Origin of the sequence: Nocardiopsis sp. MT53 (genome assembly GCF_019598965.1) — a bacterium.
GTDB lineage: Bacteria > Actinomycetota > Actinomycetes > Streptosporangiales > Streptosporangiaceae > Nocardiopsis > Nocardiopsis changdeensis.
On the sequence record NZ_CP080599.1, the window covers coordinates 5465610 to 5487808 of the forward strand.

The window sequence follows — 22199 nt, forward strand, 5'->3', positions numbered from 1 at the left end:
CCCGGCGGCCCCGGCGGCTACCCGCCCCCGGGCGGCCACGGGCCCCAGGAGCCGCCCTTCAGCATGGGCGCGGCCATCGGCGCGATCATCGCCAACGTCATCGGCCTGTGCGTGTGCTGGGGCTTCGCCCTCATCGGCCTGATCCTGGGCGTCATCGGCGCGTCCCTGGCCACCAGCAACCCCAAGGCCGCCAAGACGTGCACCATCATCTCCTGGGTGCTGTTCGGCGTGGGGATCGTGGTCGGCATCATCTACATGGTCCTGTACGGGGCCTGGTACCTGACGGCGCTGTCCTCGTACTGACGGGCCCCCGCCGGCCGGCCACGGCCGGCACGGCCCGGTGACACGGCGGGCGCGCGGCCTTCCCGGCCGCGCGCCCGCCGTTCCCTTTTTCCGGCTCAGGCCAGGGTCGCGGCCACCGCGGCGACGATCTCGCGCACCCGGGCCAGCACCGGTGCGTGCTCGCCGGTGGAGCCGGTGCGGGGCAGGTGGACGTGCCCCGCCGGGATCGAGGACCCGGCCCGGTCGCGCAGCAGGGTGTTGCGGTAGGCGATCTCGTTGGACAGGTAGTCGCCGCCGCCCCCGCGCCGGGCCGCCGAGCCCGGTGTGGGCCCGCCGGGGCGCACGACCGGTGCGCCGCCGCCCGCGGGGACCTCGGTGACCTCGGTGTTGACCACCACCGGTCCGCCGACCCGGGCGGCGATCTCCTCCACGGGCAGGGAGGAGCGGGTCCACTCGGGCGCGTCCGGGGGCAGGGCCCGGCCGGTGCGCGCCACTCCCAGGTTGTCGGTGCCGCCGCCGCGCCACACGCCGTTCCACACCTCCAGGTCGAACCGGTCGGGGCGGCCGCGGCTGAGGGTGAGGACGGCGTCGGCCTCACCGTGGACCCGGCCCAGGGCCTCCTCCACCAGGCCCGCGTCGAAGTCGGCCCAGCGCACGGGGAAGACCGCGGTGCGCACCACGGCGGTGCGCCCGCCCACGGGGAAGGTCCACCCGTTCAGGTCCAGGGCGGCGGCCCCCGACGGGTTGGCGCAGGCGGGGTCCTCGTCCAGGCGGAAGGGGTCGAACCCGGTGACGACGATGCGCAGCAGGCGCTCGCCGGGCGGGAAGAGCAGTTCGGTGATGCCGCGCGAGGCGGTCTCCAGCAGGTGCAGGAGCCCGGCGCGGTCCTCCTCGGCCAGGTCGAAGGCGGGCCGCCAGGTGCGCAGGCGGGCGGCCAGCCGCAGCCGGGCCCAGTACAGGGGGCGGTCGTCGACCGTCCCGACGTCGGTGCGGGCGGCCTCGGTCCACAGCCGCGAGGCGTGGGCGGCGACGGCCTGGCGGGCCGCCTCGGTGTCGGCGGCGTCGTTGAGGTCGGCGGCGAAGAGGGGGACGGCGGCTCCGAAACCGGAGCGGTCGAGGATCCTTCGGGGGACGTCGAGGTCGGCGCGGTCCTCTTCGGGGGTGGTGTCGTGGTGCACGGGATCGCTGTCTGTCTCGAAGTCGGCCGGTGCGGCCGGGGGATGGGCGCTCGCGAGTCTAACGCCGCGCGGGGGCGCCCCGGGGAACGGGGATCGGGCGCGCCGCGAAACCTGGACGGCGGGGCTGGACCGGCGGCCCCGGACTTGGCAGGGTGTTGAGTGTCCTGCCCCCTCTCGACGAAGAGAGTCGCACATGCACACTTCCGGACTCCCCGACACCGAACACCTCGCCGAGCGGGCCAGGGAGGCGCTGGCCCGGTGCGGCGTGGACCGGCTGCGCGAGCCGGTGGGCGCCGCCGGGACCGCGCGGACCCCCGTCACCGGGGGGATCCTGTTCCCCGTGGAGTTCGACACCGCGGCCTCCGCCGAGCGGGCGGTGGCGGCGGCGCACGCCGCCTTCCCGGCCTGGCGGGACACCCCGGCCCCGGTGCGCGGGGCGCTGGTGCGCCGCCTGGGGGAGCTGCTGCGCGAGCACAAGGGCGACCTGGCCGAGCTGGTGACGATCGAGGCGGGCAAGATCCGCTCCGAGGCGCTGGGCGAGGTCCAGGAGATGATCGACGTCTGCGAGTTCGCGGTGGGCCTGTCCCGCCAGCTGTACGGGCGGACCATGCCCTCGGAGCGGCCCGGGCACCGGCTGATGGAGACCTGGCACCCGCTGGGCGTGGTCGGGGTGATCACGGCGTTCAACTTCCCGGTGGCGGTGTGGTCGTGGAACACCTGTATCGCCCTGGTGTGCGGTGACACGGTCGTGTGGAAGCCCTCGGAGCTGACCCCGCTGACGGCGCTGGCCTGCCACGCGCTGCTGATGCGCGCCGCGAGGGAGACGGGGGCGCCGGACGACGTCCACCGCGTGGTGCTGGGGGACCGGTCGGTGGGCGAGGCCCTGGTGGACGACGCGCGGGTGGCGCTGCTGTCGGCGACCGGGTCCACGGCGATGGGCAGGGCGGTGGCGCCGCGGGTGGCGGCGCGGATGGGCCGGTACCTGCTGGAGCTGGGCGGCAACAACGCCGCGGTGGTGGCCCCCTCGGCCGACCTGGACCTGGTGGTGCGCGGCAGCGTGTTCGCGGCGGCGGGCACGGCCGGGCAGCGCTGCACGAGCCTGCGCCGCCTCATCGTGCACGAGGACGTGGTGGATGAGGTCGCGGAGAAGGTCGTGGCCGCCTACCGGCAGCTGGAGGACCGCATCGGCGACCCGTTCGCCGAGGAGACGCTGGTGGGCCCGCTGATCGGCGAGCGCGGGTACACGGCGATGCGCGAGGCCCTGGACCGGGCCGAGGCCGACGGGGGCCGGGTGCTGGTCGGCGGGGCGCGGCGGCTGGAGCAGGACGCCAAGGACGCCTACTACGTGGAGCCGGCGGTGGTGCGGATGCCGGGGCAGACCGAGGTGGTGCGCCGGGAGACGTTCGCGCCGATCCTGTACGTGCTGGCCTACCGCACCCTGGAGGAGGCGGTGGAGCTGCACAACGGGGTGCCGCAGGGGCTGTCCTCGGCGATCTTCACCCGCGACCAGCAGGAGGCGGAGCGGTTCCTGTCCTCGGCGGGGTCCGATTGCGGGATCGTCAACGTCAACATCGGCACCTCGGGTGCGGAGATCGGCGGGGCGTTCGGCGGGGAGAAGGACACCGGTGGCGGGCGGGAGTCGGGTTCGGACTCGTGGAAGGCGTACATGCGCCGGGCCACCAACACGGTGAACTTCGGCGGTGAGCTGCCGCTGGCCCAGGGGGTCCGGTTCCTCTAGGAGGCGGGGCGGGGCGGGTCCGCGGACCCGCCCCGTCGCCCGGGGTTCCGTGCGCGAAAAAATGTTTGTGCTCAATCTTGTTGTGGGCAACCGATCTCTGTTACGGTGTGACGGCACCCGAAGGACGGGAAGGGGAGGAGAAGAGCCGTGGCCGAGACCGAGTACGACCCGCTCGCCCTGGACAACCAGCTGTGCTTCTCCCTGTACGCCGCCTCCCGCGCCCTGACCGGGCTCTACCGGGAGCTGCTGGGCGACCTGGGCCTGACCTACCCCCAGTACCTGGTCATGCTCGCGCTGTGGGAGCACGGAACCCTCAGCGTCAAGGGGCTCAGCCGGGTCCTGCACCTGGACTCGGGCACCCTGTCGCCGCTGCTGCGCCGGCTGGAGGCCGCCGGGGCGATCACCCGCACCCGCAGCGCCGCCGACGAGCGGGTCGTCGAGATCGGGCTCACCGAGCGCGGCGCCGCGATGCGGGAGCGGGCCCTGGGCATCCCCGAGCAGCTCACCTGCGCCTCGGGGCAGCCCGCCGACCGGGTCCGCGACCTCATCACCACCCTCGACGAGCTCACCCGCTCGGTCGAGAACGCGGCCGCCCGGCGCCCCTGCGGGACCGGGTGAGGACCGACCGCCGCACGCCACCACGAACGCCACCACAGGCTCCGCGGGGAGCCGAAGGAGAGGAACCCATGGCATACGACGTCATGTACACCGCGCAGGCCACCGTCACCGGCGAGGGCCGCAAGGGCCACGGCCGCACCGAGGACGGCCGTCTGGACGTCGACCTGTCCGTGCCCAAGGGCATGGGCGGCGACGACGGCCCGGGCACCAACCCCGAGCAGCTCTTCGCGGTCGGCTACGCCGCGTGCTTCCACGGCGCGCTCAAGGCCGTCGCCCGCAAGGACAAGACGAGCGTCGACGGCTCCACCATCGAGTCGCACGTCAGCCTGGGCAAGTCCGATGAGGGCCTGGACATCGCGGTGGAGCTGGACGTCACCATCCCCGGTGTCGACCAGGCCAAGGCGGAGGAGCTGGTCGAGGCCGCCCACCAGATGTGCCCCTACTCCCGCGCCACGCGCGGCAACATCGAGGTCAAGCTGACCGCCAAGGCCGTCTGAGCCCGTACCGCGCAGTACTCGGGGGCGTCCCGCACGGGGGCGCCCCCTTCGCCGTGCCCGGGGCCGCCGTGCCCGGGGTCAGGGGGCGAGCGCCCCGCCCACGGCCGCGGCGATCGCGCGCCGCACGGCCCCGGGGTCGGGCCGCCGCCCGGTGCGGTCGGCGAACAGCAGGTGGGCGGTGCCGATGAGGGCGGGTGCCAGGGCCTCGACGTCGGTGTCGGGGCGCAGGCGGCCCAGGTCGCGCTCGGCGGCCAGGTAGGCGCCGATCCGGTCCACGGCCTCGGTGAGCACCGGGATCCCGGCCGGGAGGTCGCGGCGCAGCCGGGCGCGCAGGCCGTCGCGGAAGGTGACCAGGGCGACCACCGCGACCGCGATCGAGTCGAACAGGCCGGTGAGGGCGCCGGTGAGGTTGTCGACGACCTCGCCCCGGCCGGCCCGGTCGCGCAGCAGCGCGGTGCGGGCGTCCAGGCGCCGGGAGCGGTCGAGCACGAACGCGGCGAGGAAGTCGTCGAAGTCGTCGAAGTGGCGGTGCAGCACCCCCTTGGCGCAGCCGGCGGTGTCGGTGACGGCGCGGCTGGTGAGCGCGCTGGGCCCGGACCCGACCAGGATGCGCTCGGCGGCGTCGAAGAGCAGCTCGCGCACGTCGCGGATGGCCACCCCGGTCGGCATCGGCCCCACCCCTCTCCCCGTTTTTTCTGGGATACCAGGTTCCCAGAATGGGCATGTGCCCACTAAAGTGGGCGCATGCCCACTTCTGAGTTCCGCCCCGAACCGGGGACCGCCGTCTCCTTCGGCGCCGACGCCGCACGCTACGACCGCGCCCGCCCCGGATACCCCGCCGCCCTGGTCGAGAGGGTCCTGCCCGGCCCCGAGCCCCGGGACGTCCTCGACGTCGGCTGCGGCACCGGGATCTCCGCCCGCCCCTTCCGCGCCGCCGGCCACCGGGTCCTGGGCATCGACCCCGATCCCCGGATGACCGACCTGGCCCGCGCCGGCGGCCTCGCCGTCCAGAACGCCGCCCTGGAGGACTGGGACCCGGCCGGACGCCTCTTCGACGCCGTCGTCTGCGGCCAGGCCTGGCACTGGGTCGACCCCGTCGCCGGACCGGCGGCCGCCGCCGCGGCACTGCGCCCGGGCGGGCGCCTGGCCGTGTTCTGGAACGCCCTGGACCCGCCCGCCGACCTGGCCGAGGCCTTCGCCCGCGTCCACGAGCGCGTCCTGCCCGACCTGCCCGCGATGCCGCGCCGCACCGGCGCCGAGGGCTACACCGACCTGGCCTCCAGGGTCGCCGCGGACCTCACCGCGAGCGGCGCCTTCGCCACCCCCGAACCGTGGCGGCACACCACCCGGGAGCACTTCACCCGCGAGGCCTGGCTGGAGCTGCTGCCCACCGGCGGCCTGTACACACGGCTGCCCCGCCCGGCCCTGGACGCCCTGCTGGAGGGCGTGGGCGCCGCCATCGACGCCGTAGGGGGCGCCTTCCCCGTGCACCGCACCACCGTCGCCGTCATCGCCGTGCGCCCCTAGAGTGGACCGGTGAGCGAACCCACCGTCATCGCCCGCGGCGTGGGCGTGGAACTGGGCGGCGTCCCGGTCCTGCGCGGAGCCGACCTCACGGCCGCCCCCGGGGAGGTGGTCGCGGTACTGGGCGCCAACGGCGCCGGGAAGACCACCCTGCTGCGCTGCCTGGCCGGGCTGCAGCGGTCCGAGGGCACCGTGCGCGTGCTGGGCCGCCCGCCCGCCGACACACCGGACTTCTGGCGCGACGTCGCCTGGGCCGGAGACGAGCCCGCCTGGTACCCGGGGCTCACCGCGGGGGAGCACCTGGAGCTGATGCGGGCGGTGCACGGCCCCGGGCGGCTGGAGGCCGACCGGGCCCTGGAACTGTTCGGGCTCGCCGCCCTCGCCGACCGGACCCCGCCGTCGCTGTCGACCGGCCAGCGCCAGCGGCTGTCCCTGGCCACGGCGCTGCTGCGGCCGAGCCGGGTGCTGCTGCTGGACGAGCCCGAGCGCGGGCTCGACACCGGCTTCCGGGACCGGCTCGCCGGACTGCTCGCCGCCTACGCCGCGGACGGCGGCACGGTGGTGATGGTGACGCACGACGCGGGGCTCGCCCGCGGCGCCCGCCCCCTCGTCCTGGAGGCCGCGGCGTGAGGGCGGCGGCGCGGGTCCGGGCGTTCGCGCGGAACGGGGACCGCAGGCGCCGCACCTGGTCGGACCGCTACATCACCCTGTTCGGCCTGGCCCTGCTGGCGGTCCTGGCGTCCCCCCTGGTCGGCCGCGCGGTCGCGGCCGTCCCCGCGGACACCGACCCGGCGCGGGCCGGAGCCGGACTGGCCCTCACCGCCCTGCTCCTGGCCGGGGCGCTGGCCCTGGCCCGGGCGGCCGGACCGCTCGGAGTGCCCTCGGCCGACGCGTCCTGGCTGCTGCTCTCGCCGCTGCCGCGCCGCGACGTGCTGGCCCCGGCACTGCTCCTCCTGGCGGGGACGGCCGTGCTCGTGGGCGCCGCCGCCGGCCTGGCCCTGACCGGTGCGCTCGGCGCCGCCGACCTCGCGGCGCGGCTGGCGGTGGCCGTCGCGCTAGGGGTCTCCTGGGCGCTCGCCGGAGCAGCGGCGGCCGTCCTGGCGCAGGCGTCCCCGGCCTGGGACGGCTGGGTGGTCGGGCTGATCACCGCCCTGCTCCTGGCGGCGGCCGCCGCGGCGGCCATGGGCGCCGGGCCCGGGCGCGGCGCGCTCACGGCCCTCGCGGCGGCCCCGCAGGGGGCCTGGACGGCGGCGGCGACCGTCTCGGCCGCGGTGGCCGCGGCCCTGGCCCGGCGCGCCTGGGCGGCCGTGGCCCGCATCCCCGCCCCGGCCGTCCTGCGGGCCTCGGACCGGGCCGGGCTCGCCGCGGGCGCGGTCCTCGGCCTGGACCCGGGCGCGCTCTCCTGGATCGCCGAGGACGCGCACTGGCGGACGCGCACCCTGCGCTCGCGCCCCTGGCCCCGGTGGGCGCGCGGGGCGGCCGCGGTGGCCTGGGCCGACTGGCGGCGGGCGGGCCGGCGGCCCGGACGGCTCGCGGCGGCCGCCGCGACCGCGGTGCTGCCCGCCCTGGCCGCGCGGGCGGGCACCGGGGAGGCGGTGGTGCTGACCGTGCTCGCCGCCGGTGCCGCGGCCGTCGCCGCGACCGGCACCGCCGGGGCCCGCCGGGACGCCGGGGACGCCGCGCTCGCACGGCTGTCGGCCGCGGGCCCGCGCGCGCTCACGGCCGCGCGGGCGGTGCTGCCCGCCCTGCTCGGCGGCGCCTGGCTGACCCTCGCCCTGGCGGGCCTGGACCTGGCGGGCCCGGGCACCGCCGCCACCGGCGTACCCCTGTGGCCGCTGGGGGCGCTGTGCGCGCCCGCGCTGGCGGCGGGCGCCCTGCGGATGGCGCGGCGCCGCCCCGTCGAGCACACGGCCCCCGTCATGGACACGCCCCTGGGCCCGGTACCGCTCGGTCCGGTGCAGTGGGCGCTGACCGGCCCCGACCTGGCCGCGCTCGGCTGCCTGCCCGCGCTCCTCGCCTTCACCGCCGGGGGGAGCGGCCCGCTGTTCGCGGCCCAGGCGCTCGCGGGCGCGGCGGCCCTGGCGGCCTACTGCGCCCTCCGGCGGAGCCCCTGAGACGGAACGGAAAAAAGGGGGCCCGGGGTCGTACGACCCCGGGCCCCCTGCGTGCTCACCCTCAGGCGGCGGTGTCCAGCAGCAGCAGCCGGTCCAGGATGTCCTGGAGGGTGACCAGACCGATGGTCTCGCCGTCCTCCTCCACCAGGGACAGGTGGCTGCGGCTCTCCCGCATGGTGCTCATCGCCGAGTACATCGGCGTGCCCGCGGGCAGCGTCAGCACCGGGCGCATCAGGTCCGCGGCGGTCGTCCCCGCCGGGCTCGTCAGCGCCTCGCGCACGTGCAGCACGCCCACCGGCACCCCGCCGTCCATGACCACCAGGCGCAGGTGCGAGGACTCGCGGGAGACCCGCTTGATCTCCTCCACACCGTCGTCGGGCCCCACCGAGGCGATCTCCTCCCGGGGGGTGACGATCTCGCTCAGCGGGCGGGAGTTGACCTCCAGCGCCGTGGCCAGCTGGTCGCGGCGCTCGGAGTCCAGCGCACCGGCCTTGGCCGAGTGCTCCACCAGTTCGCGGACGTCCTCGGGGTTGTGGCCCGAGTGCATCTCGTCCACGGCCTCGACCCCGAACCGGTGCAGGCACCAGTTGGCCATCCCGTTCAGGGCCAGCAGCAGCGGCCGGGTGAACCACATGAACACCCGCATCGGGATCGCCAGCATGATCGCCGACTTCTCCGGGTGCGAGATCGCCCACGACTTGGGGGCCATCTCGCCCACGACCAGGTGCAGGAACGTCACCACGATCAGCGACAGCACGAACGACACCACGTATCCCACCGCGCTGGGCAGGCCGCCGAACAGCGGCTCCAGCAGGTGGTGCACCGCGGGCTTGGAGATCGCGCCCAGCGCCAGCGCGCACAGCGTGATCCCCAGCTGGGAGCCGGCCAGCAGCAGCGACAGGTCCCGGGCGCTCTTGACGGCCGCCCGCGCCGAGGCGCTGGTCTTGGCCTCCTCCTCGAGCCGGTAGCGGCGGGCCGCCACCAGCGCGAACTCGATCGCGACGAAGAACGCGCTCAGCGCGATGATGGCGACGGTCAGCGCCAGCGCCACCCAGATGTTCATGTCGCTCATGCGCGCGCCTCCTCGGCCTGCTCGGAGCCGGCCTCGTGCAGGCGCACCTCCACGGTGTGCGGCACGTGCCGCTGGACGGAGGACACCCGCAGGGTCAGCGCCATGTCGGGATCCTCGTCGTGGGCGCTGACCGGGCGCGGCAGCGGCAGGGCGATGGTGTCGCCCACCTGCGGCAGCCGGTGCAGCTCGTGGATGACCAGACCGCCCAGCGTCTCGTAGTCGCCCTCGGGCAGGTCGTGCTCGATCAGCCGCTCCACCTCGTCGATGTGCAGCCCGCCCGGGACCAGGTAGGAGCCCTCACCGTCCAGGTGGGCGGGGGCCTCCTCCTCCGGGGCGTGCTCGTCGGCGATCTCGCCGACCAGCTCCTCGGCCAGGTCCTCGGTGGTGATCACGCCCGCCAGGCCGCCGTACTCGTCCACCACGCAGGCGAACTCCTCGTTCGCCTCGCGCAGCTGGTCGAGCACGCCGGGCAGCGGCAGCGACGCCGGCACCATGACGGTGGGCCGGGCCACCTCGCTGACCTTGACGTGCTCCAGGTCGCGGTCGCCCAGCGCCAGCACATCGCGCAGGCAGATGACGCCCACGATGTCGTCGACGCCGTCGCCCAGGACCGGGAAGCGGGAGTGGTCGGAGGCCATGAGCTCCACGACCCGGCTGACCGGGTCGCCCTCCTCCACCGTGGTCACCTCGGGGCGCGGGATCATCGCGTGCCCCGCCGTGCTCTCGTGGAAGTCCAGGGTGCGGTCCAGCAGGGTGGACAGCTCCGCGGGCAGGTCCCCGCTCTCCTTGGACTCGGCGATGATGCTCTCCAGGTCGCGCGGGGTCGCCGCGTGCTGGACGTCCTCCACCGGCTCGATCCGGACCAGCTTCAGGATCAGGATCGCCGCCTGGTCGAACAGCCAGATGACCGGGCCGAAGACCTTGAGGTAGATCCCCGTGGACAGGGCCAGGGCGCGGGCCACGGGCTCGGGCCGGGCGATGGCCAGGTTCTTGGGGAAGAGCTCGCCGAAGACCATCTGGACGACGGTCGAGAACAGCAGGGCCAGCACGGTGCCGATGGCGACGCCGACGCCGGTGGGCACCCCGACCCCGCCGAGGAGTTCGCCGATGCCCTCGCCGATCAGCGGCTCGGCGACGTAGCCGACGAGCAGGGCGGTGACCGTGATGCCCAGCTGGGCACCGGAGAGCATGAACGATGTGCGGTTGGTGATGCCCAGCGCCCGCTTGGCGCCGGCGTCACCCGCCGAGGCCCGCGCCCGCAGTCGGGAGCGGTCCACGGCCATGTAGCCGAATTCCTGGGCGACGAAGTATCCCGTCGCCACGGTGATCAGAAAGACCACCAGAATCCCCAGGCCGATACTGAGAACGGTGCTCATCATCGGGCACGCACCGCCTGGGCAGTGTTCCCGGCGCCACCGGGAACGGTTCTACGAGGGCGCGTGCCCCCGGGAGAAGGAGGCTCGTCTGTTTCAGGGCCACAGCATCCCTCAGGGATGCTGCCGGTACTTCGGGACGGGTCCACTTTTCCTCTCTCTGCGCTGATGCGCTCAGGGTGATGCCGTTTTTGGTACGGCTGTGACAGGTGGGAGACCTGCTACGCGATCAAAGACGAAGGGCGGCGGGGGAAAGTTCCCGCCACCTGCTCAGTTCCCGACCGGAGCGTCCGCCTCACCACCGAGGGAGGCCCACTCGCGACGGCGGGCCTCGGCGAGCGCGATCGCGGTGGCCACGGCCACGTTCAGCGATCCCACCCGCCCGATCTGCGGAATGTAGGTGACGGCGTCCGCGCCCGCCAGCAGGGCGGGGGAGCAGCCGTGGTCCTCGGCGCCGACGGCCAGGCACACGTCGCCGTCCAGCGGGGCGGCGTGCAGCGGCACGGCCCCCGAGGCCAGCTCCAGGGCGACCACCTTGTAGCCGTCGGCGCGGGCGGCGGCCAGCGCCTCGGCGGTGGAGCCCGCCCGGACGTGGTCCACCTTGGCGGCGGTGCCCAGGGCGGTCTTGCCGACCTTGGGGTCGAGCGGGTCGGCGCTGTTGCCGGCGAGCCAGAGGCGGTCCACGCCCAGGGTCGCGCAGGTGCGCAGGATCGAGCCCAGGTTGTAGGGCTGGGTGACCGACTCGACGATCAGGGCGAGGCGTCCCCCGGTGCTCCTGCGCCACTGGCGGTTCAGGCGTTTGACATCCGTGGGGCGCAACTGCGTGCTCAACTGCGGTGTGTTCCTCGGCGGTGTGTGGACGGCCACCCGGGACCGGGTGTGCGCACCAGGTTACCGGGCGGAACCCGGACACGCACGTGTGACCGGACACAAGAGGACAAGAGCCTCCTCTCGCCCACGGCCTCCCCGCCGGCCGGGGGCGCCCCCACACCGCCGCACCGCGGCGCTCCCGCCTCCCGCCGCCCCAACGGACGGCCCGCGATCATGGCCCTTCCGCATACGGGCGGGGTGCGGCCGAGGTCTTCACGGATACGGACTGCGCGTGGCCTGTGAGCCCGCGTTCAGCCGCGGCGGACGGCGAGGACGCGGAAGCCCGCGCGGGAGGCGGTGCGCTCGGTCGGGAACCCCTGCTCCACCAGCCACTTGTGCAGGGAGTCGGCGCCCAGGTGGCGCTGCACCACCAGGTGGGCGACGCCCTGCTCCGACAGCCGCCCCAGCCACACCCGCAGCAGGGTGTGCAGGACGCCCTTGCCCACCCGGATCGGCGGGTTGGACCAGATCGCGTCGAAGGGGCCGGACAGGTCGGGGGCGTCCTCCTCGGCGGGCTCGCCCTCGGGGGTGACGACCGCGAAGCGGGCGTTGTCCAGGCCGTGCTCGGCGGCGTTGCGGCGGGCCAGGCCCACCGCGCGGGAGTTCACGTCCACCCCCAGCACCTGTGCGGCGGGGGCGCGGGAGGCCAGCGTCAGCGCGATCGGCCCGTAGCCGCAGCCCACGTCCAGCAGCCGCCCGCCCTCGGGCGGGGCCGGGACCGACTCCAGCAGCACCCGGGTGCCCAGGTCCACCTTGTCGGGGGAGAACACCCCGCGGTCGGTGTGCAGGCGCAGGTGCAGGTCGGGCAGGACCAGGTCCGCGGTGGAGGGACGGCTCGCGGCGTCCGGGTCGGAGTCGAAGTAGTGCTGGGCCACGCCGTGACGCTACCAGCACCGGTGCGCGTCCCACGCCCGGCAAAAACCTCACATGCTGCGGAAAACGACGTGCCAAGCCCCGACACGACCCGGCAAGGGGTGCGGAAGATGGAGTTATCCGAGGGATGGCGGGGGAACCCATGCGAGCACAGGTAGGAGATCGTCTGGTCATCGAGAGCCAGCGCGCGGACGCGCACCGCCGGACCGGTGTCGTCACCGGGATCCGGGGGAGCGGCGGGGAGCCCCCGTACCAGGTGCACTGGCTCGACGCCGGGCAGGGGCACGACGCCCTGGTCTACCCCGGCCCGGACGCGCACATCGAACACCCGCCCGGCGCGGACGCCGGGACGAGCACGGAGGGGGCGCAGATGCACACGACCAAGCGCTGGAACGTCGACGTCTTGATCTCGGAGGAGAACGAGGGTGAGGCCGCCCGCACCTGGGCGGAGGTGGGCATGGTCGCCGACGACGGTACGGCGCTGCGCGGTCACGGGATGGCACGCAAGCACCCGATGGACATGGACGTCCCCGAGATCGGCGAGGAGCTCGCCGTCTCCCGGGCGCTGTCGGACCTCTCGCGCCAGCTCCGGCAGGTCGCCGCCGAGGACATCAACGACAACACCGGCACCCCGTGGCGGCCCACCTGACCGGGCCCGCCCGCCGGGCGGCGATCACGAGGGAACACGGACCCCCGGCCCCGCAGGGCCGGGGGTCCGGCCGTGCCCGCCCCGGCCGGGACCGACACCCCTCGGACCGGAAGTGGCCACCCTCACCACCGGGGGAACGCACCCGGTGGTCACCGGGATCGGGCACACTCGAAACGTCCACCGAAAGGAGGCCCCGGGCCGGGAGGGCCCGCCACCGACGTCCATCAGGCAAGGAGACGCCCTGTTGACCACCTCATCACCGCAGGCCGGACCCGCCCGGGTGCTCGGCACCGTCGACGCGGTCGCCATCGGCGCGGGCGCGATGCTGGGGGCCGGGGTCTTCTCCGTGTTCGCCCCCGCGGCGCGGGGCGCCGGCGCGTGGCTGCCCGTGGCCGTCCTCATCGCCGGACTGGTCGCCTACTGCAACGCGATGTCCTCTGCGCGGCTGGCGGCCCGCCACCCCGAGTCGGGCGGCGCCTACATCTACGGCCGCGAGCGCCTGGGCGACCTGTGGGGCTTCCTGGCCGGGTGGTCGTTCGTCGTGGGCAAGCTCGCCTCCTGCGCGGCCATGGCGCTCACCTTCGCCGCCTACGTGCTGCCCGGGTGGGAGAGACCGGTGGCGGCCGCCGCGGTGGTGCTGACGACCGCCCTGGGCCACCGGGGGGTGCGCCGCTCCACGCTCGTGGTCAAGGTCCTGCTGTCGGTGGTGCTGGCGGTGCTGGCCGGCGTGGTGGTCGCCATGCTGATGAGCGGGCGGCTGGCCGCCGTCGCCGAGGTCGACGGGCTGGGCCCCTGGCCCGGCTCCTTCGGGGTGCTGGGCGCGGCCGGGATGATCTTCTTCGCGTTCGCCGGGTACGCCCGGGTGGCGACCCTGGGCGGGGAGGTCCGCGACCCGGCGACCACCATCCCGCGCGCCGTCACCCTGTCCCTGGGCGGGGTGCTGCTGATCTACCTGGTGGTGGGCACCGGGACGCTGATCGTGCTGGGCCGGGAGCGGCTCATCAACTCCTCGGCGCCGCTGGCGGACGTGGTGCGGGTGGCCGGGCTGGAGTGGGCGGTCCCGGCGGTGGCGGTCGGCGCCGCGGTGGCCTGCCTGAGCGCCCTGATCACCCTGCTGATGGGGGTCACCCGGACCACGGCGGCGATGGCCGCCGACGGCCACCTGCCCCGGGTGCTGGCCACGCGCCGCGGCCGCCACGGGGTGCCGGTGTACGCCGAGGCGCTGATCGCCGCGATCGTGGTGGGCCTGGTGCTGTTCACCGACCTGACGGGGGCGATCTCCTTCTCCGCGTTCGGGGTGCTGGTGTACTACGCCATCACCAACGCCTCGGCGCTGCGGCTGGGCCCCGACGAGCCCCGCCCGCCGCTGCCGGTGCCGCTGGGCGGCCTGGTGGGCTGTGTGGTGCTGGCGTGCAGCCTGCCGCTGAACGCGGTCGCGGCCGGCGCCGCGGTGCTGGCCGCGGGCGCTGCCCTGTGGTGGGTGCGCGACCGGCTGGGCGCCCGCGCCGCGGGCTGACGCCGCCCCGCGTCAGCCGCGGACCAGGAACTCCAGGCCGCGCCGGGTCGTGGTGGACAGGCGCAGGTCCCCGAGCTGGTCGGGGGAGAACCAGGCGCAGTCGGCGGTGGAGCCGCTCTGCTCCAGGACCCGGGGCGGGACCGGGTGCGCCACGTGCACGTGGGAGAACACCCACACCGCGTACACCTCGTGCCCGGTGGGCGGGACGCGGTGGTGGCTGGTGACCGTGATGAGGCGGCCCACCACGCCGTCCTGGCCGGTCTCCTCGTGCACCTCGCGGCGCAGGGCCGAGCGCACGTCCTCCCCCGCGTCGACGCCGCCGCCCGGCAGGTGCCAGGTGCCCGCGCCGGGGAAGCCGTCGGCGATGAGGCTGAGCAGGATGCGCCCGGCGGGGTCGGTGACGATCCCGTAGGAGGCCATGCGGCGCAGCCGCGGCCGGTCGCCGGCCGGGTCGGGCTCCTCCGGGAGCAGCTCGGCCAGGCCCGGCTCCAGCCCCTGGGGCGGCAGGACCGCGGGCCATTCGCCGGCCGCGTCGGGGGTGGCGAACACGACGCGGTCCACGTGCAGCGGCGAGGGGGACCGGCCCGGGGTGGAGGCGACCTCGGTGATCACGTCCAGGGCGACCAGCGGCGCGTCCCCGGGCAGGCCGCCCAGGCTCCGGGCCAGGGCGGCGGGGTCCTGGCCGAACAGCACCCGGGCGCCCAGCAGCCGGGGCCCGCCCGGTCCGCGGGCGACCAGGTGCGCGGTGACGCGGCGGGGCAGCGCGGGGATCACAGCGTTCCCGCGGTGACCGCGGGCAGGCCGATGAGGCGCAGCAGCTCGTCCATGTTGTGGACGGTGGTGACGCCGTCGAAGCGGCGGCCGTGGTGGCGGTCGATCATGACCGGGTACATGCGCGAGGCGACGGCGCCCACGCCGTCGGACTGGATCTGGTCGCCCACGTGCCAGCAGGCGGCGGGGTCCACGCCCAGGCGCTGGGCGGCGAGGTGGAAGATGCGCGGGTCGGGCTTGCCGGCGCCCGCGCTGTCGGCGCAGACCACGGTGTGGAAGTAGGGGGTCAGCTCCAGGGCCTGCAGCTTGGCGTGCTGCAGGGCCTCGATCCCGTTGGTGAGGACGGCCAGCCGGTACCCGGCCGAGGCCAGGGCGCCCAGGGCGGGGATCGTGTCGGGGAAGACCTGCCAGGCCGAGCGGTGCACGTCGAGGTAGAGCCGGTACAGCTCGTCGCAGTGCTGGTCGGCGATGCCCGAGTGCCCGGCCTGGACCGCCAGGGCGCGCACCCGCTGGCGGCGCTGGTCCTCCAGGGACAGGTCGCCGCGCAGGTAGGCGCCGAAGGAGATCTCGGTCTGCACGTCCCACAGTGTCCGGGCGGCGCCGAAGTCCGGGTGGCCGAGCCGCTCCATGAGTGCGCGCAGTCCGGCCGAGGACGCGGCGACGTCGTCGATCAGGGTGTCGTCCAGATCGAAGCAGATGGCGGTCGGGGCAGCGGGTATGTTCGGCATCGTTCCTCAACTGGGTGAGCATGACAAAACATGCCAACGCTAACCCGTGCAGATGACGGAAAAGGGGTAAACCCCACCGAAAGGGATGTGACCAGGGTCACATACAATGCCGTCACTGCACGTCACACGCCTGAGGAACCCCCTAGGGCAGGCGTTGGAACCATAGGAGCGACGTGATCGACGTGGCCAGCGCCAACAGGATCGCGACCAGCACGAACCGTGTGACGATCTCCTCATGCACCGTCTCGGTCCCCAGCGACGAGCCGATGTCCTCGTAGACGTCGTCCAGCTCGTGCCCGCTCTCGGCCTCGTAGAAGTGCCCCTCGGTGATCTGCGCCAGCTCCTGCAGCGCCTCCTTGTCGATGTCCGCCGGGACCTGGTAGCCGTCGATGTCGATCATCGCCGCCCCCGTCCCGAACGCGATCGTCGACACCGGCACGCCCTGGTCGCGCGCCACCGCCGACGCCTGGTCGATCTCCCGGCCGCTGGTGTTCTCCCCGTCCGACAGCAGCACGATCGCCGACGGCGGCGGGTCCTCCTGCGACTCCTCGTCGAACCCGCGGATCGCCTCCAGCGACGCGAAGACGCCCTCGCCGATCGCCGTCCCCGGACCCAGCTGCAGGTTCTCGATCGACCCGATCACCGCCTGGTGGTCCTGGGTGGGGGAGGACACCACCGTCGCCTGCGCCGAGAACGCCACCAGCCCCACGTTGAACCGGTCCGGCAGCGTCTCCACGAACCCCTGCGCCGACTCCTTGGCCGCCCGCAGCCGGTCCGGCTCGATGTCGGTGGCCGCCATCGACAGGGACACGTCCACCGCCACGATGATCGTCGCCCGCTCGCGCGGCTGCTCCACCGGCATCGCCGGGAGCGCCATCGACGTGATCAGCACCCCCAGGGTGACCGTGAACAGGGCCGCGGGCACGTGCCTGCGCGCGTCCGGCCGGTGCGGCGCCACCTGGTCCAGCAGGGACAGGTTGGTGAACCGCACCGTGTACTCGCGCCGCTGCATCTGGGCGAACACGTACGCCCCCACCAGCGGAACGAGCAGCAGCAGCCACCACAACCGCTCGGGTTCCAGGAAGGTCATCGCCCACTCCCCCGTCTCCAGGCCCGGCCCGCCCTCATCGCGGCACCCCCGGCGTGTGCCGGGACAACCGGTGCGCGGTCCGCCTCTGGTGGATCACGAACCGTGCAATGTCCAGTACCCAATCACGGTCGGTCCGCAGCACCAGATGGTCCACCCCGCAACGGCGCAGCGCCCGGCGCACCTCCTCGCGCTGGGCCCGCGCCGCTTCACGGTACCGCTCGCGCACCGCGCGGTTGATCCGCACATCGCGCACCCGGCCGGACACCGGGTCGCGCAGCGTCACGTCGCCGACCTCGGGCAGGTCCAGCTCCCGGGGGTCGATCACCTCCACCACCAGCACCTGGTGCCGGGAGGACAGCCGCGACATCGGCCGCTCCCAGGGCACCTCGCCGCCGAACGCCGGGGTGTCCAGGAAGTCGGAGATCACCACCCGCAGCCCGCGGCGGCGCCGGGTCCGCGCCAGGTCGTCGACCGCCCCGGCCAGCCCGGGCCCGTGCGCCTCCCGCGCGGTGTCCCCGGTGGGGGCCGCCGCCACCGTCGCCAGCAGCGACAGCAGCGCCTCGTTGCCCGAACGGGCGGGCCAGCGCCGGATCACCCCGCGGTGCAGGAAGTGCGCCCCGAACCGGTCGGCCACCCGCTGGGTCAGCAGGGTGACGGCGACCATCGCGCCCACCGCCACCTCGCGCTTGACGTGCCGGTCGGTGCCGAAGTCCATGCTCGCCGACAGGTCCAGCAGGGTCCAGCTCTCCAGCTCCCGGTCGGCGACCAGGTCCCGCACGTGCGGGGTGTCGGTGCGGGCGGTCACCGCCCAGTCCATGTGCCGCACGTCGTCCTCGCCCGGCTGGTACAGCCGGGCCTCGGCGGCCTCCGACCCCGGCCCCAGGCGCAGGCCCAGGTGCTCACCGTGCAGCAGGCCCTCCAGCCGGTGCATGATGCGCAGGTCCAGCCGGCGCAGCGCCGAGCGCAGCCGGGGGTCGTTCCCCAGGGAGGTCACGGGGCCTCACCCGCGCGCGGCGAACGAGGCGGTCTCACCGCTGGGCGGCTCGTCCCAGATCACCCGGGGCGCGGGCACCGTCGCCAGGATGCGGTCCACCACCTGGACGGCGGTCACCCCGTCGGCCAGCGCGTCGAAGCTGAGCACCAGGCGGTGCGCGATGACGTCGCGGGCCAGCACCCGCACGTCGTCGGGGAGCACGTAGTCGCGCCCGCGCAGCAGCGCCAGGGCGCGGGCCGCCGCCACCAGGCCCAGGGTGGCGCGCGGGCTGGCGCCGACCTCCAGGACCCCGCGCAGGTCCGGCATCTGGTGCGCCTCGGGCTCGCGGGTGGCCATCACCAGCCGCACCACGTAGTCGGCGATGAGCTGGTGGACGTGCACCTTCTCGGCGTCGGTCTGCAGCTCGCCCAGGGTGACCGGGTCCAGGACCTGGTGGGCGGTGGGCGGCTCGGTGGACATCCGGCGCAGGATCTCCATCTCCTCGTGCGCCCGGGGGTGGCCCACGTCGACCTTCATCAGGAACCGGTCGCGCTGGGCCTCGGGCAGCGGGTACACGCCCTCGGACTCCACCGGGTTCTGTGTGGCGATGACGATGAACGGGGAAGGGAGGGGGTAGGTGGTCCCGCCCAGGGAGACCTGCCGCTCGGCCATGACCTCGAGCAGGGCCGACTGCACCTTGGCGGGGGCGCGGTTGATCTCGTCGGCCAGGACGAAGTTGGCGAACACCGGGCCCAGCTCCACGTCGAACTTCTCGGTGGAGGGGTGGTAGATGCGCGTGCCGACGATGTCGGAGGGCACCAGGTCCGGGGTGAACTGGATGCGGGTGAAGGAGCCGCCGGTCACCTTGGCCAGCGTGGACACCGCCAGGGTCTTGGCGATGCCCGGCACCCCCTCGATGAGGCAGTGGCCCTTGGCGACCAGTGCGATGAGGGAGCGCTCCACCATGCGTTCCTGTCCCACGATGACCGTGGACACCTCGTGCAGCGCCGCGCGCAGCAGCCGGGTGGGCTCGCCCGGGGCGCCGTCGGACCCCGAGGGGGAGGCGCCGTTGCCGGGTGAGGTCTGTGCCATGTTCCGCCTTCCAGGCCCGGCGCCGGGCGCCGGATAGGTTGTGGATCACTCACCTGTGGGCGAGACTACCCGCTCCGGGCGCCTCGTTCCGGTGCACAACGCGCCCAAGGGGACGCAGTGGACGCGGGGAGAGCGGAGTGGAAAGGGGGTGGGGGCGTGACGGCTCCCCTGATGGGACTGAACGCGGGAGACCCGCGCCAGTTGGGCGCCTACCGGCTGCAGGGCCGGGTGGGCGAGTCCGCGCTGGGCGTGGTGTACCTGGGGCGCGACCGCGAGGGGGCGGCGGTGGAGGTGGCCGTGCTGAACCCGGGCGCGGTGGCCGACCCGCAGGCCCGGGAGCGGTTCGCTGAGGCGGTGCGGGCCGAGTCCGGTGTGCTCTCGGCGCGCACTCAGGGCCGCTCGGTGCTGTGGGTGGCGGTCCCCGACGGGGAGGGGGGTGCCGCCCGTTTCCTGGAGCAGGCGGGCCGGCCCGGCCGTATCGCCGCCCGCGGTCCGGTGGTGATGCCGCACTGGGCGGGGTCCCGGTCCGGGACCGCGGTGCCGTGGGCGCCCTGGGCGGGCCGCCGTGACAGCGCGGTGGAGGAGGGGCGCGGCAACTGGTGGCTGATCGGCGGGCTGGGCGCGGTCCTGCTGCTGATCCTGGCGCTGGTGGTGGCGCTGTACTGGTTCCTGCTTCAGTTCCCGCCGCCGGAGATGCCGGCCCCGGGCCAGCCGGTGCCGGAGGAGGGCCCCGCGGGGGAGAGCGGCGAGGAGAGCGGGCCCAGCCCGGAGGAGGACGGGGACGGCGACCCCTCGACGCCGACGGTCCCCACGCCGGGGGAGGGCGAGGAGGGCTGGGGCGAGAACCCGGAGGACAACCTCTGACGCACGCGGCGGCCCGGGCGCTCACCGGTACTTCGGTGGCGTCCGGGCCGCATTGTGTCGGCCGTCGGATTCCGCTTGATAAATCTACGTCGTAAAGGCGGCGGAGTTTTGCTGTAAAAGCACCCACCAAAAACAGAAGGAGTGCGGCTACGCCGCACACTCCTCTTGAAACCCCTGGTCAGAGGACCATCGGCGTGTCGCGGTCCAGGGGGTCGACCGCCCGAACGCGCTCAGAGAGCCGTAGCGGGGCCGGGAGCGGCCGCCGCCGGTCGAGGGGAGGGGCGGCGAGGTCCTAGGCTGTTCGGCGTGGTGAAGGCGCTGAAAGAAGTGACAGGCACGCGGTACGTCCTACCGCTGCGCGAGGGCGGTTCGCTGCCCGGACTCGTCGAGGCCGACGACCTCGGCATGTACGTCGTGAAGTTCATCGGCGCGGGCCAGGGGCGCAAGACCCTGGTGGCCGAGGTGATCGCCGGTGAGCTGGGGCGCGCGCTGGGGCTGCCCGTTCCGGAGCTGGCCCTGGTGGACTTCGACGCGGTCATCGCGCGGGGCGAGCCCGACCAGGAGGTGCAGGAGCTGCTCAAGGCGAGCGGCGGCCTCAACCTCGGGATGGACTTCCTGCCGGGTTCGCTGGGGTTCGACCCGCTCGCCTTCGAGACGTCCCCCGGGTTCGCCGGCCGGGTGCTGTGGTTCGACGCGCTGACCGGCAACGTGGACCGGTCGTGGCGCAACCCGAACATGGTGGTGTGGCACGGGGAGCCGTACCTCATCGACCACGGGGCGACGCTGATCTTCCACCACTCGTGGGCCAACGCGGACCGTTTCGTCGGCCGTGCCTACGACGCCTCCGACCATGTCCTGCTGCCGTCATCGCCGGATCTGGCGGCCGCCGACGCGGCGTTCGCGCCGTTGGTGACCGAGGGGCTGCTGCGGGACGTGGTGGGGCTGGTGCCCGATGTGTGGCTGGAGGGCGAGCCGGGGTTCGCGTCCCCGGAGGAGGTCCGGGAGGCGTACGTGCGCCATCTGGCGGCCCGGGTGGCGGACCGTTCGTGGCTGCCGGAGGTGGGGCGGTGAGCGTGCGCAGGTACAGCGATGCGGTGACGACGGGCCGGGTCGGCGAGGAGCGCGACCGGGCGGTGTTCGAGTACGCGCTGCTGCGGGTGGTCCCGCGGGTGGAGCGCGGTGAGTGCGTGAACGCCGGGGTGATCGTGTACTGCCAGGAGCGGGCGTTCCTGGCGGCCCGTGCGGAGGTGGACGAGGCCCGGCTGCTGGCGTTGGACCCGGGGGTGGACGTGGCCGGGGTGCGGCGTGCGCTGGAGGCCGTGGAGGCGCTGTGCCGGGGTGGTGCGGTGGCGGGTGCGGCGGGCCGGGAGCGGCCGGGGCAGCGGTTCCGGTGGTTGACGGCGCCGCGGAGCACGATCGTGCAGCCGGGGCCGATCCACGGGGGGTTGACGGAGGATCCGGCGGTCGAGGTGGAGCGGTTGCTGGACCGGCTCGTAAGGTGACGTCCTCCCCGGGGCGGGCCCCGGGGATTCCCACGGCCTCGCAGCCGTGGGTGCGGTGTGCCTCGCGGCGTCCGCTGGTTCCTGTTTCGCAGACCGGTGCCTCACCCGAGGGTGGTGGTCTCACCCCGTCTCCACAGGCGTTTCAGTTCTCCGCTTCCCGCTCTCTGGCGAGTTTCCGTCCAGCGGCGAGCACGATCCGGGACGCGTTGACGTCCCGGTCGTGGTGGGTCTTGCAGGCCCTGCATGTCCATGCCCGTACGTGCAGTGGTTTGGGGCCGTCCACTGCTCGGCATTGCGAGCAGGTCTGCGAGGAGGCCAGGAACCGGTCCACTCTGTGGAAGGTCCGTCCGTATCGGGTGGCCTTGTACTCCAGCATGTGCGCGAACGCCGACCATCCGGCGTCGTGCACGGACCCGGCCAGGTGGGTGCGCCCGAGTCCGGCCACGCACAGGTTCTCCACGTAGACCGCTTGGTTGTCGCGGATGATCCGTGAGGAGAGCTGGTGGTGGAACTCGCGGCGGCGGTCTGCTACCCGGGCGTGCGCCCGGGCGACTGTCCGGGCGAGTGCTCGGCGCTGGTCGGCGTCGGGGTACGCGCGGAAGGAGTACCGGAGCTGCATGGTCGGCATCATGGCAGCTGCTTGTGACGATCCGTGTCCGCTCGTGGGGTGGGCGGATCCGGTTCGTCTCTGGTGGGAGTGCTCGTGTGCTCTCGGTCAGGGAGGGTAGCGGGTCGTGGCGTAAGGGATGTCACAGGGGATTCGGGGTTATTCGAGGAGACTTCGGGCGGGTCCCGGTGTTGGTATGGAGTGGCCCCTTTCGGGTGCGCTCCCACGCGCCGGGGCCCTTTTCGCTTTGTGTACTTCTCTTCCTCGA

24 protein-coding genes are annotated in these 22199 nt (G+C 74.4%); 12 read left to right on the forward strand and 12 right to left on the reverse strand.

All coding sequences use genetic code 11. The annotated features are described in order from the left end of the window. The first annotated feature begins 63 nt into the window (after positions 1-63). The gene (locus K1J57_RS24120) at positions 64-303 is read left to right on the forward strand and encodes a hypothetical protein (RefSeq protein WP_220560921.1); all 240 of its coding nucleotides are present in this window, start codon (positions 64-66) and stop codon (positions 301-303) included. Positions 304-398: 95 nt separating this feature from the next. Here K1J57_RS24120 and K1J57_RS24125 read toward each other — a convergent pair whose 3' ends face one another. After that, positions 399-1460: a pyroglutamyl peptidase gene (locus K1J57_RS24125; protein ID WP_220560922.1), complete on the reverse strand. Its 1062-nt coding sequence runs from the start codon at positions 1458-1460 to the stop codon at positions 399-401. Positions 1461-1653: 193 nt separating this feature from the next. Between K1J57_RS24125 and K1J57_RS24130 the strand changes: the two genes are divergently transcribed. The 3 genes from K1J57_RS24130 (at position 1654) to K1J57_RS24140 (ending at position 4313) form a co-directional block, all read left to right on the forward strand. After that, on the forward strand, positions 1654-3198 hold the full coding sequence (locus K1J57_RS24130) for an aldehyde dehydrogenase family protein (RefSeq protein ID WP_220560923.1): 1545 nt from the start codon (positions 1654-1656) through the stop codon (positions 3196-3198). A gap of 147 nt (positions 3199-3345) precedes the next feature. Then, positions 3346-3816 carry a MarR family winged helix-turn-helix transcriptional regulator gene (locus K1J57_RS24135; protein ID WP_220560924.1) on the forward strand — a complete coding sequence of 157 codons (471 nt, stop codon included), beginning with the start codon at positions 3346-3348 and terminating at the stop codon, positions 3814-3816. A gap of 68 nt (positions 3817-3884) precedes the next feature. After that, the gene (locus tag K1J57_RS24140; protein WP_220560925.1) at positions 3885-4313 is read left to right on the forward strand and encodes an organic hydroperoxide resistance protein; all 429 of its coding nucleotides are present in this window, start codon (positions 3885-3887) and stop codon (positions 4311-4313) included. A gap of 78 nt (positions 4314-4391) precedes the next feature. On the opposite strand, the gene K1J57_RS24145 is transcribed toward K1J57_RS24140, so the two are convergent. Continuing rightward, the gene (locus K1J57_RS24145) at positions 4392-4982 is read right to left on the reverse strand and encodes a TetR/AcrR family transcriptional regulator (RefSeq protein WP_220560926.1); all 591 of its coding nucleotides are present in this window, start codon (positions 4980-4982) and stop codon (positions 4392-4394) included. 75 nt (positions 4983-5057) lie between these two features. Here K1J57_RS24145 and K1J57_RS24150 point away from each other — a divergent pair, with 75 nt between their 5' ends. The 3 genes from K1J57_RS24150 to K1J57_RS24160 are packed head-to-tail and all read left to right on the forward strand — an operon-like array spanning position 5058 to position 7951. Next, entirely contained in the window at positions 5058-5840 is a 783-nt protein-coding gene (locus K1J57_RS24150; protein WP_220560927.1) for a class I SAM-dependent methyltransferase, read from the forward strand. 9 nt (positions 5841-5849) lie between these two features. Further along, positions 5850-6467, forward strand: a complete 618-nt coding sequence (locus tag K1J57_RS24155; RefSeq protein ID WP_220560928.1) for an ABC transporter ATP-binding protein — start codon at positions 5850-5852, stop codon at positions 6465-6467. Beyond that, the gene (locus K1J57_RS24160) at positions 6464-7951 is read left to right on the forward strand and encodes a DUF6297 family protein (RefSeq protein ID WP_220560929.1); all 1488 of its coding nucleotides are present in this window, start codon (positions 6464-6466) and stop codon (positions 7949-7951) included. Before K1J57_RS24155 ends, K1J57_RS24160 begins: the two co-directional genes overlap by 4 nt. A gap of 61 nt (positions 7952-8012) precedes the next feature. Here the strand turns inward: K1J57_RS24160 and K1J57_RS24165 are convergent, their stop codons facing one another. From K1J57_RS24165 to K1J57_RS24180, 4 genes are all read right to left on the reverse strand, one after another. Further along, positions 8013-9023, reverse strand: coding sequence for a hemolysin family protein (locus K1J57_RS24165; RefSeq protein ID WP_220560930.1), 1011 nt, complete (start codon positions 9021-9023; stop codon positions 8013-8015). Further along, positions 9020-10402, reverse strand: a complete 1383-nt coding sequence (locus tag K1J57_RS24170) for a hemolysin family protein (RefSeq protein ID WP_220560931.1) — start codon at positions 10400-10402, stop codon at positions 9020-9022. The genes K1J57_RS24165 and K1J57_RS24170 overlap by 4 nt, the downstream gene beginning before the upstream one ends. A gap of 264 nt (positions 10403-10666) precedes the next feature. Then, positions 10667-11227: a TrmH family RNA methyltransferase gene (locus tag K1J57_RS24175; RefSeq protein WP_255646557.1), complete on the reverse strand. Its 561-nt coding sequence runs from the start codon at positions 11225-11227 to the stop codon at positions 10667-10669. Between the two features lie 290 nt (positions 11228-11517). Then, on the reverse strand, positions 11518-12141 hold the full coding sequence (locus K1J57_RS24180) for a class I SAM-dependent methyltransferase (RefSeq protein ID WP_220560933.1): 624 nt from the start codon (positions 12139-12141) through the stop codon (positions 11518-11520). A 140-nt stretch (positions 12142-12281) separates the two neighbouring features. Here K1J57_RS24180 and K1J57_RS24185 point away from each other — a divergent pair, with 140 nt between their 5' ends. Together K1J57_RS24185 and K1J57_RS24190 are read left to right on the forward strand one after the other, a co-directional pair. Next, a complete protein-coding gene (locus K1J57_RS24185; protein ID WP_220560934.1) occupies positions 12282-12788 on the forward strand; it encodes a dsRBD fold-containing protein in 507 nt (168 codons plus the stop codon). Between the two features lie 241 nt (positions 12789-13029). Further along, complete coding sequence (locus K1J57_RS24190) at positions 13030-14304, forward strand: APC family permease (protein ID WP_220565751.1); 1275 nt, start codon at positions 13030-13032, stop codon at positions 14302-14304. A gap of 12 nt (positions 14305-14316) precedes the next feature. Here K1J57_RS24190 and K1J57_RS24195 read toward each other — a convergent pair whose 3' ends face one another. From K1J57_RS24195 to K1J57_RS24215, 5 genes are all read right to left on the reverse strand, one after another. Then, complete coding sequence (locus K1J57_RS24195) at positions 14317-15078, reverse strand: NUDIX hydrolase (RefSeq protein WP_255646558.1); 762 nt, start codon at positions 15076-15078, stop codon at positions 14317-14319. Next, the gene (locus tag K1J57_RS24200; protein ID WP_220560935.1) at positions 15075-15803 is read right to left on the reverse strand and encodes an HAD family hydrolase; all 729 of its coding nucleotides are present in this window, start codon (positions 15801-15803) and stop codon (positions 15075-15077) included. The genes K1J57_RS24195 and K1J57_RS24200 overlap by 4 nt, the downstream gene beginning before the upstream one ends. A gap of 142 nt (positions 15804-15945) precedes the next feature. After that, positions 15946-16893, reverse strand: coding sequence for a VWA domain-containing protein (locus tag K1J57_RS24205; protein ID WP_220560936.1), 948 nt, complete (start codon positions 16891-16893; stop codon positions 15946-15948). A 34-nt stretch (positions 16894-16927) separates the two neighbouring features. Beyond that, positions 16928-17824, reverse strand: a complete 897-nt coding sequence (locus K1J57_RS24210) for a DUF58 domain-containing protein (protein WP_220565753.1) — start codon at positions 17822-17824, stop codon at positions 16928-16930. A 69-nt stretch (positions 17825-17893) separates the two neighbouring features. Next, complete coding sequence (locus tag K1J57_RS24215; RefSeq protein ID WP_220560937.1) at positions 17894-18958, reverse strand: MoxR family ATPase; 1065 nt, start codon at positions 18956-18958, stop codon at positions 17894-17896. Between the two features lie 156 nt (positions 18959-19114). Here K1J57_RS24215 and K1J57_RS24220 point away from each other — a divergent pair, with 156 nt between their 5' ends. The 3 genes from K1J57_RS24220 to K1J57_RS24230 all read left to right on the forward strand — a co-directional run bounded on the left by K1J57_RS24220 (position 19115) and on the right by K1J57_RS24230 (position 21324). After that, entirely contained in the window at positions 19115-19822 is a 708-nt protein-coding gene (locus K1J57_RS24220) for a hypothetical protein (protein ID WP_220560938.1), read from the forward strand. A 318-nt stretch (positions 19823-20140) separates the two neighbouring features. Continuing rightward, the gene (locus tag K1J57_RS24225; protein WP_355261836.1) at positions 20141-20893 is read left to right on the forward strand and encodes a HipA family kinase; all 753 of its coding nucleotides are present in this window, start codon (positions 20141-20143) and stop codon (positions 20891-20893) included. Beyond that, positions 20890-21324 carry a DUF3037 domain-containing protein gene (locus K1J57_RS24230; RefSeq protein WP_220560941.1) on the forward strand — a complete coding sequence of 145 codons (435 nt, stop codon included), beginning with the start codon at positions 20890-20892 and terminating at the stop codon, positions 21322-21324. The genes K1J57_RS24225 and K1J57_RS24230 overlap by 4 nt, the downstream gene beginning before the upstream one ends. 142 nt (positions 21325-21466) lie before the next feature. On the opposite strand, the gene K1J57_RS24235 is transcribed toward K1J57_RS24230, so the two are convergent. Next, positions 21467-21943, reverse strand: coding sequence for an RNA-guided endonuclease TnpB family protein (locus K1J57_RS24235; protein ID WP_338151215.1), 477 nt, complete (start codon positions 21941-21943; stop codon positions 21467-21469). Positions 21944-22199 lie beyond the last annotated feature (256 nt).

What these genes read in the sequence shown, in the direction of transcription:
- K1J57_RS24120 (WP_220560921.1), top strand. Translation starts at nt 64, where the DNA reads ATGGGCGCGGCCATCGGCGCGATCATCGCCAACGTCATCGGCCTGTGC.
- K1J57_RS24130 (WP_220560923.1), top strand. Translation starts at nt 1,654, where the DNA reads ATGCACACTTCCGGACTCCCCGACACCGAACACCTCGCCGAGCGGGCC.
- K1J57_RS24140 (WP_220560925.1), top strand. Translation starts at nt 3,885, where the DNA reads ATGGCATACGACGTCATGTACACCGCGCAGGCCACCGTCACCGGCGAG.
- K1J57_RS24145 (WP_220560926.1), bottom strand. Translation starts at nt 4,982, where the DNA reads ATGCCGACCGGGGTGGCCATCCGCGACGTGCGCGAGCTGCTCTTCGAC.
- K1J57_RS24150 (WP_220560927.1), top strand. Translation starts at nt 5,058, where the DNA reads ATGCCCACTTCTGAGTTCCGCCCCGAACCGGGGACCGCCGTCTCCTTC.
- K1J57_RS24165 (WP_220560930.1), bottom strand. Translation starts at nt 9,023, where the DNA reads ATGAGCGACATGAACATCTGGGTGGCGCTGGCGCTGACCGTCGCCATC.
- K1J57_RS24170 (WP_220560931.1), bottom strand. Translation starts at nt 10,402, where the DNA reads ATGATGAGCACCGTTCTCAGTATCGGCCTGGGGATTCTGGTGGTCTTT.
- K1J57_RS24185 (WP_220560934.1), top strand. Translation starts at nt 12,282, where the DNA reads ATGCGAGCACAGGTAGGAGATCGTCTGGTCATCGAGAGCCAGCGCGCG.
- K1J57_RS24200 (WP_220560935.1), bottom strand. Translation starts at nt 15,803, where the DNA reads ATGCCGAACATACCCGCTGCCCCGACCGCCATCTGCTTCGATCTGGAC.
- K1J57_RS24205 (WP_220560936.1), bottom strand. Translation starts at nt 16,893, where the DNA reads ATGACCTTCCTGGAACCCGAGCGGTTGTGGTGGCTGCTGCTGCTCGTT.
- K1J57_RS24210 (WP_220565753.1), bottom strand. Translation starts at nt 17,824, where the DNA reads ATGCACCGGCTGGAGGGCCTGCTGCACGGTGAGCACCTGGGCCTGCGC.
- K1J57_RS24215 (WP_220560937.1), bottom strand. Translation starts at nt 18,958, where the DNA reads ATGGCACAGACCTCACCCGGCAACGGCGCCTCCCCCTCGGGGTCCGAC.
- K1J57_RS24235 (WP_338151215.1), bottom strand. Translation starts at nt 21,943, where the DNA reads ATGCAGCTCCGGTACTCCTTCCGCGCGTACCCCGACGCCGACCAGCGC.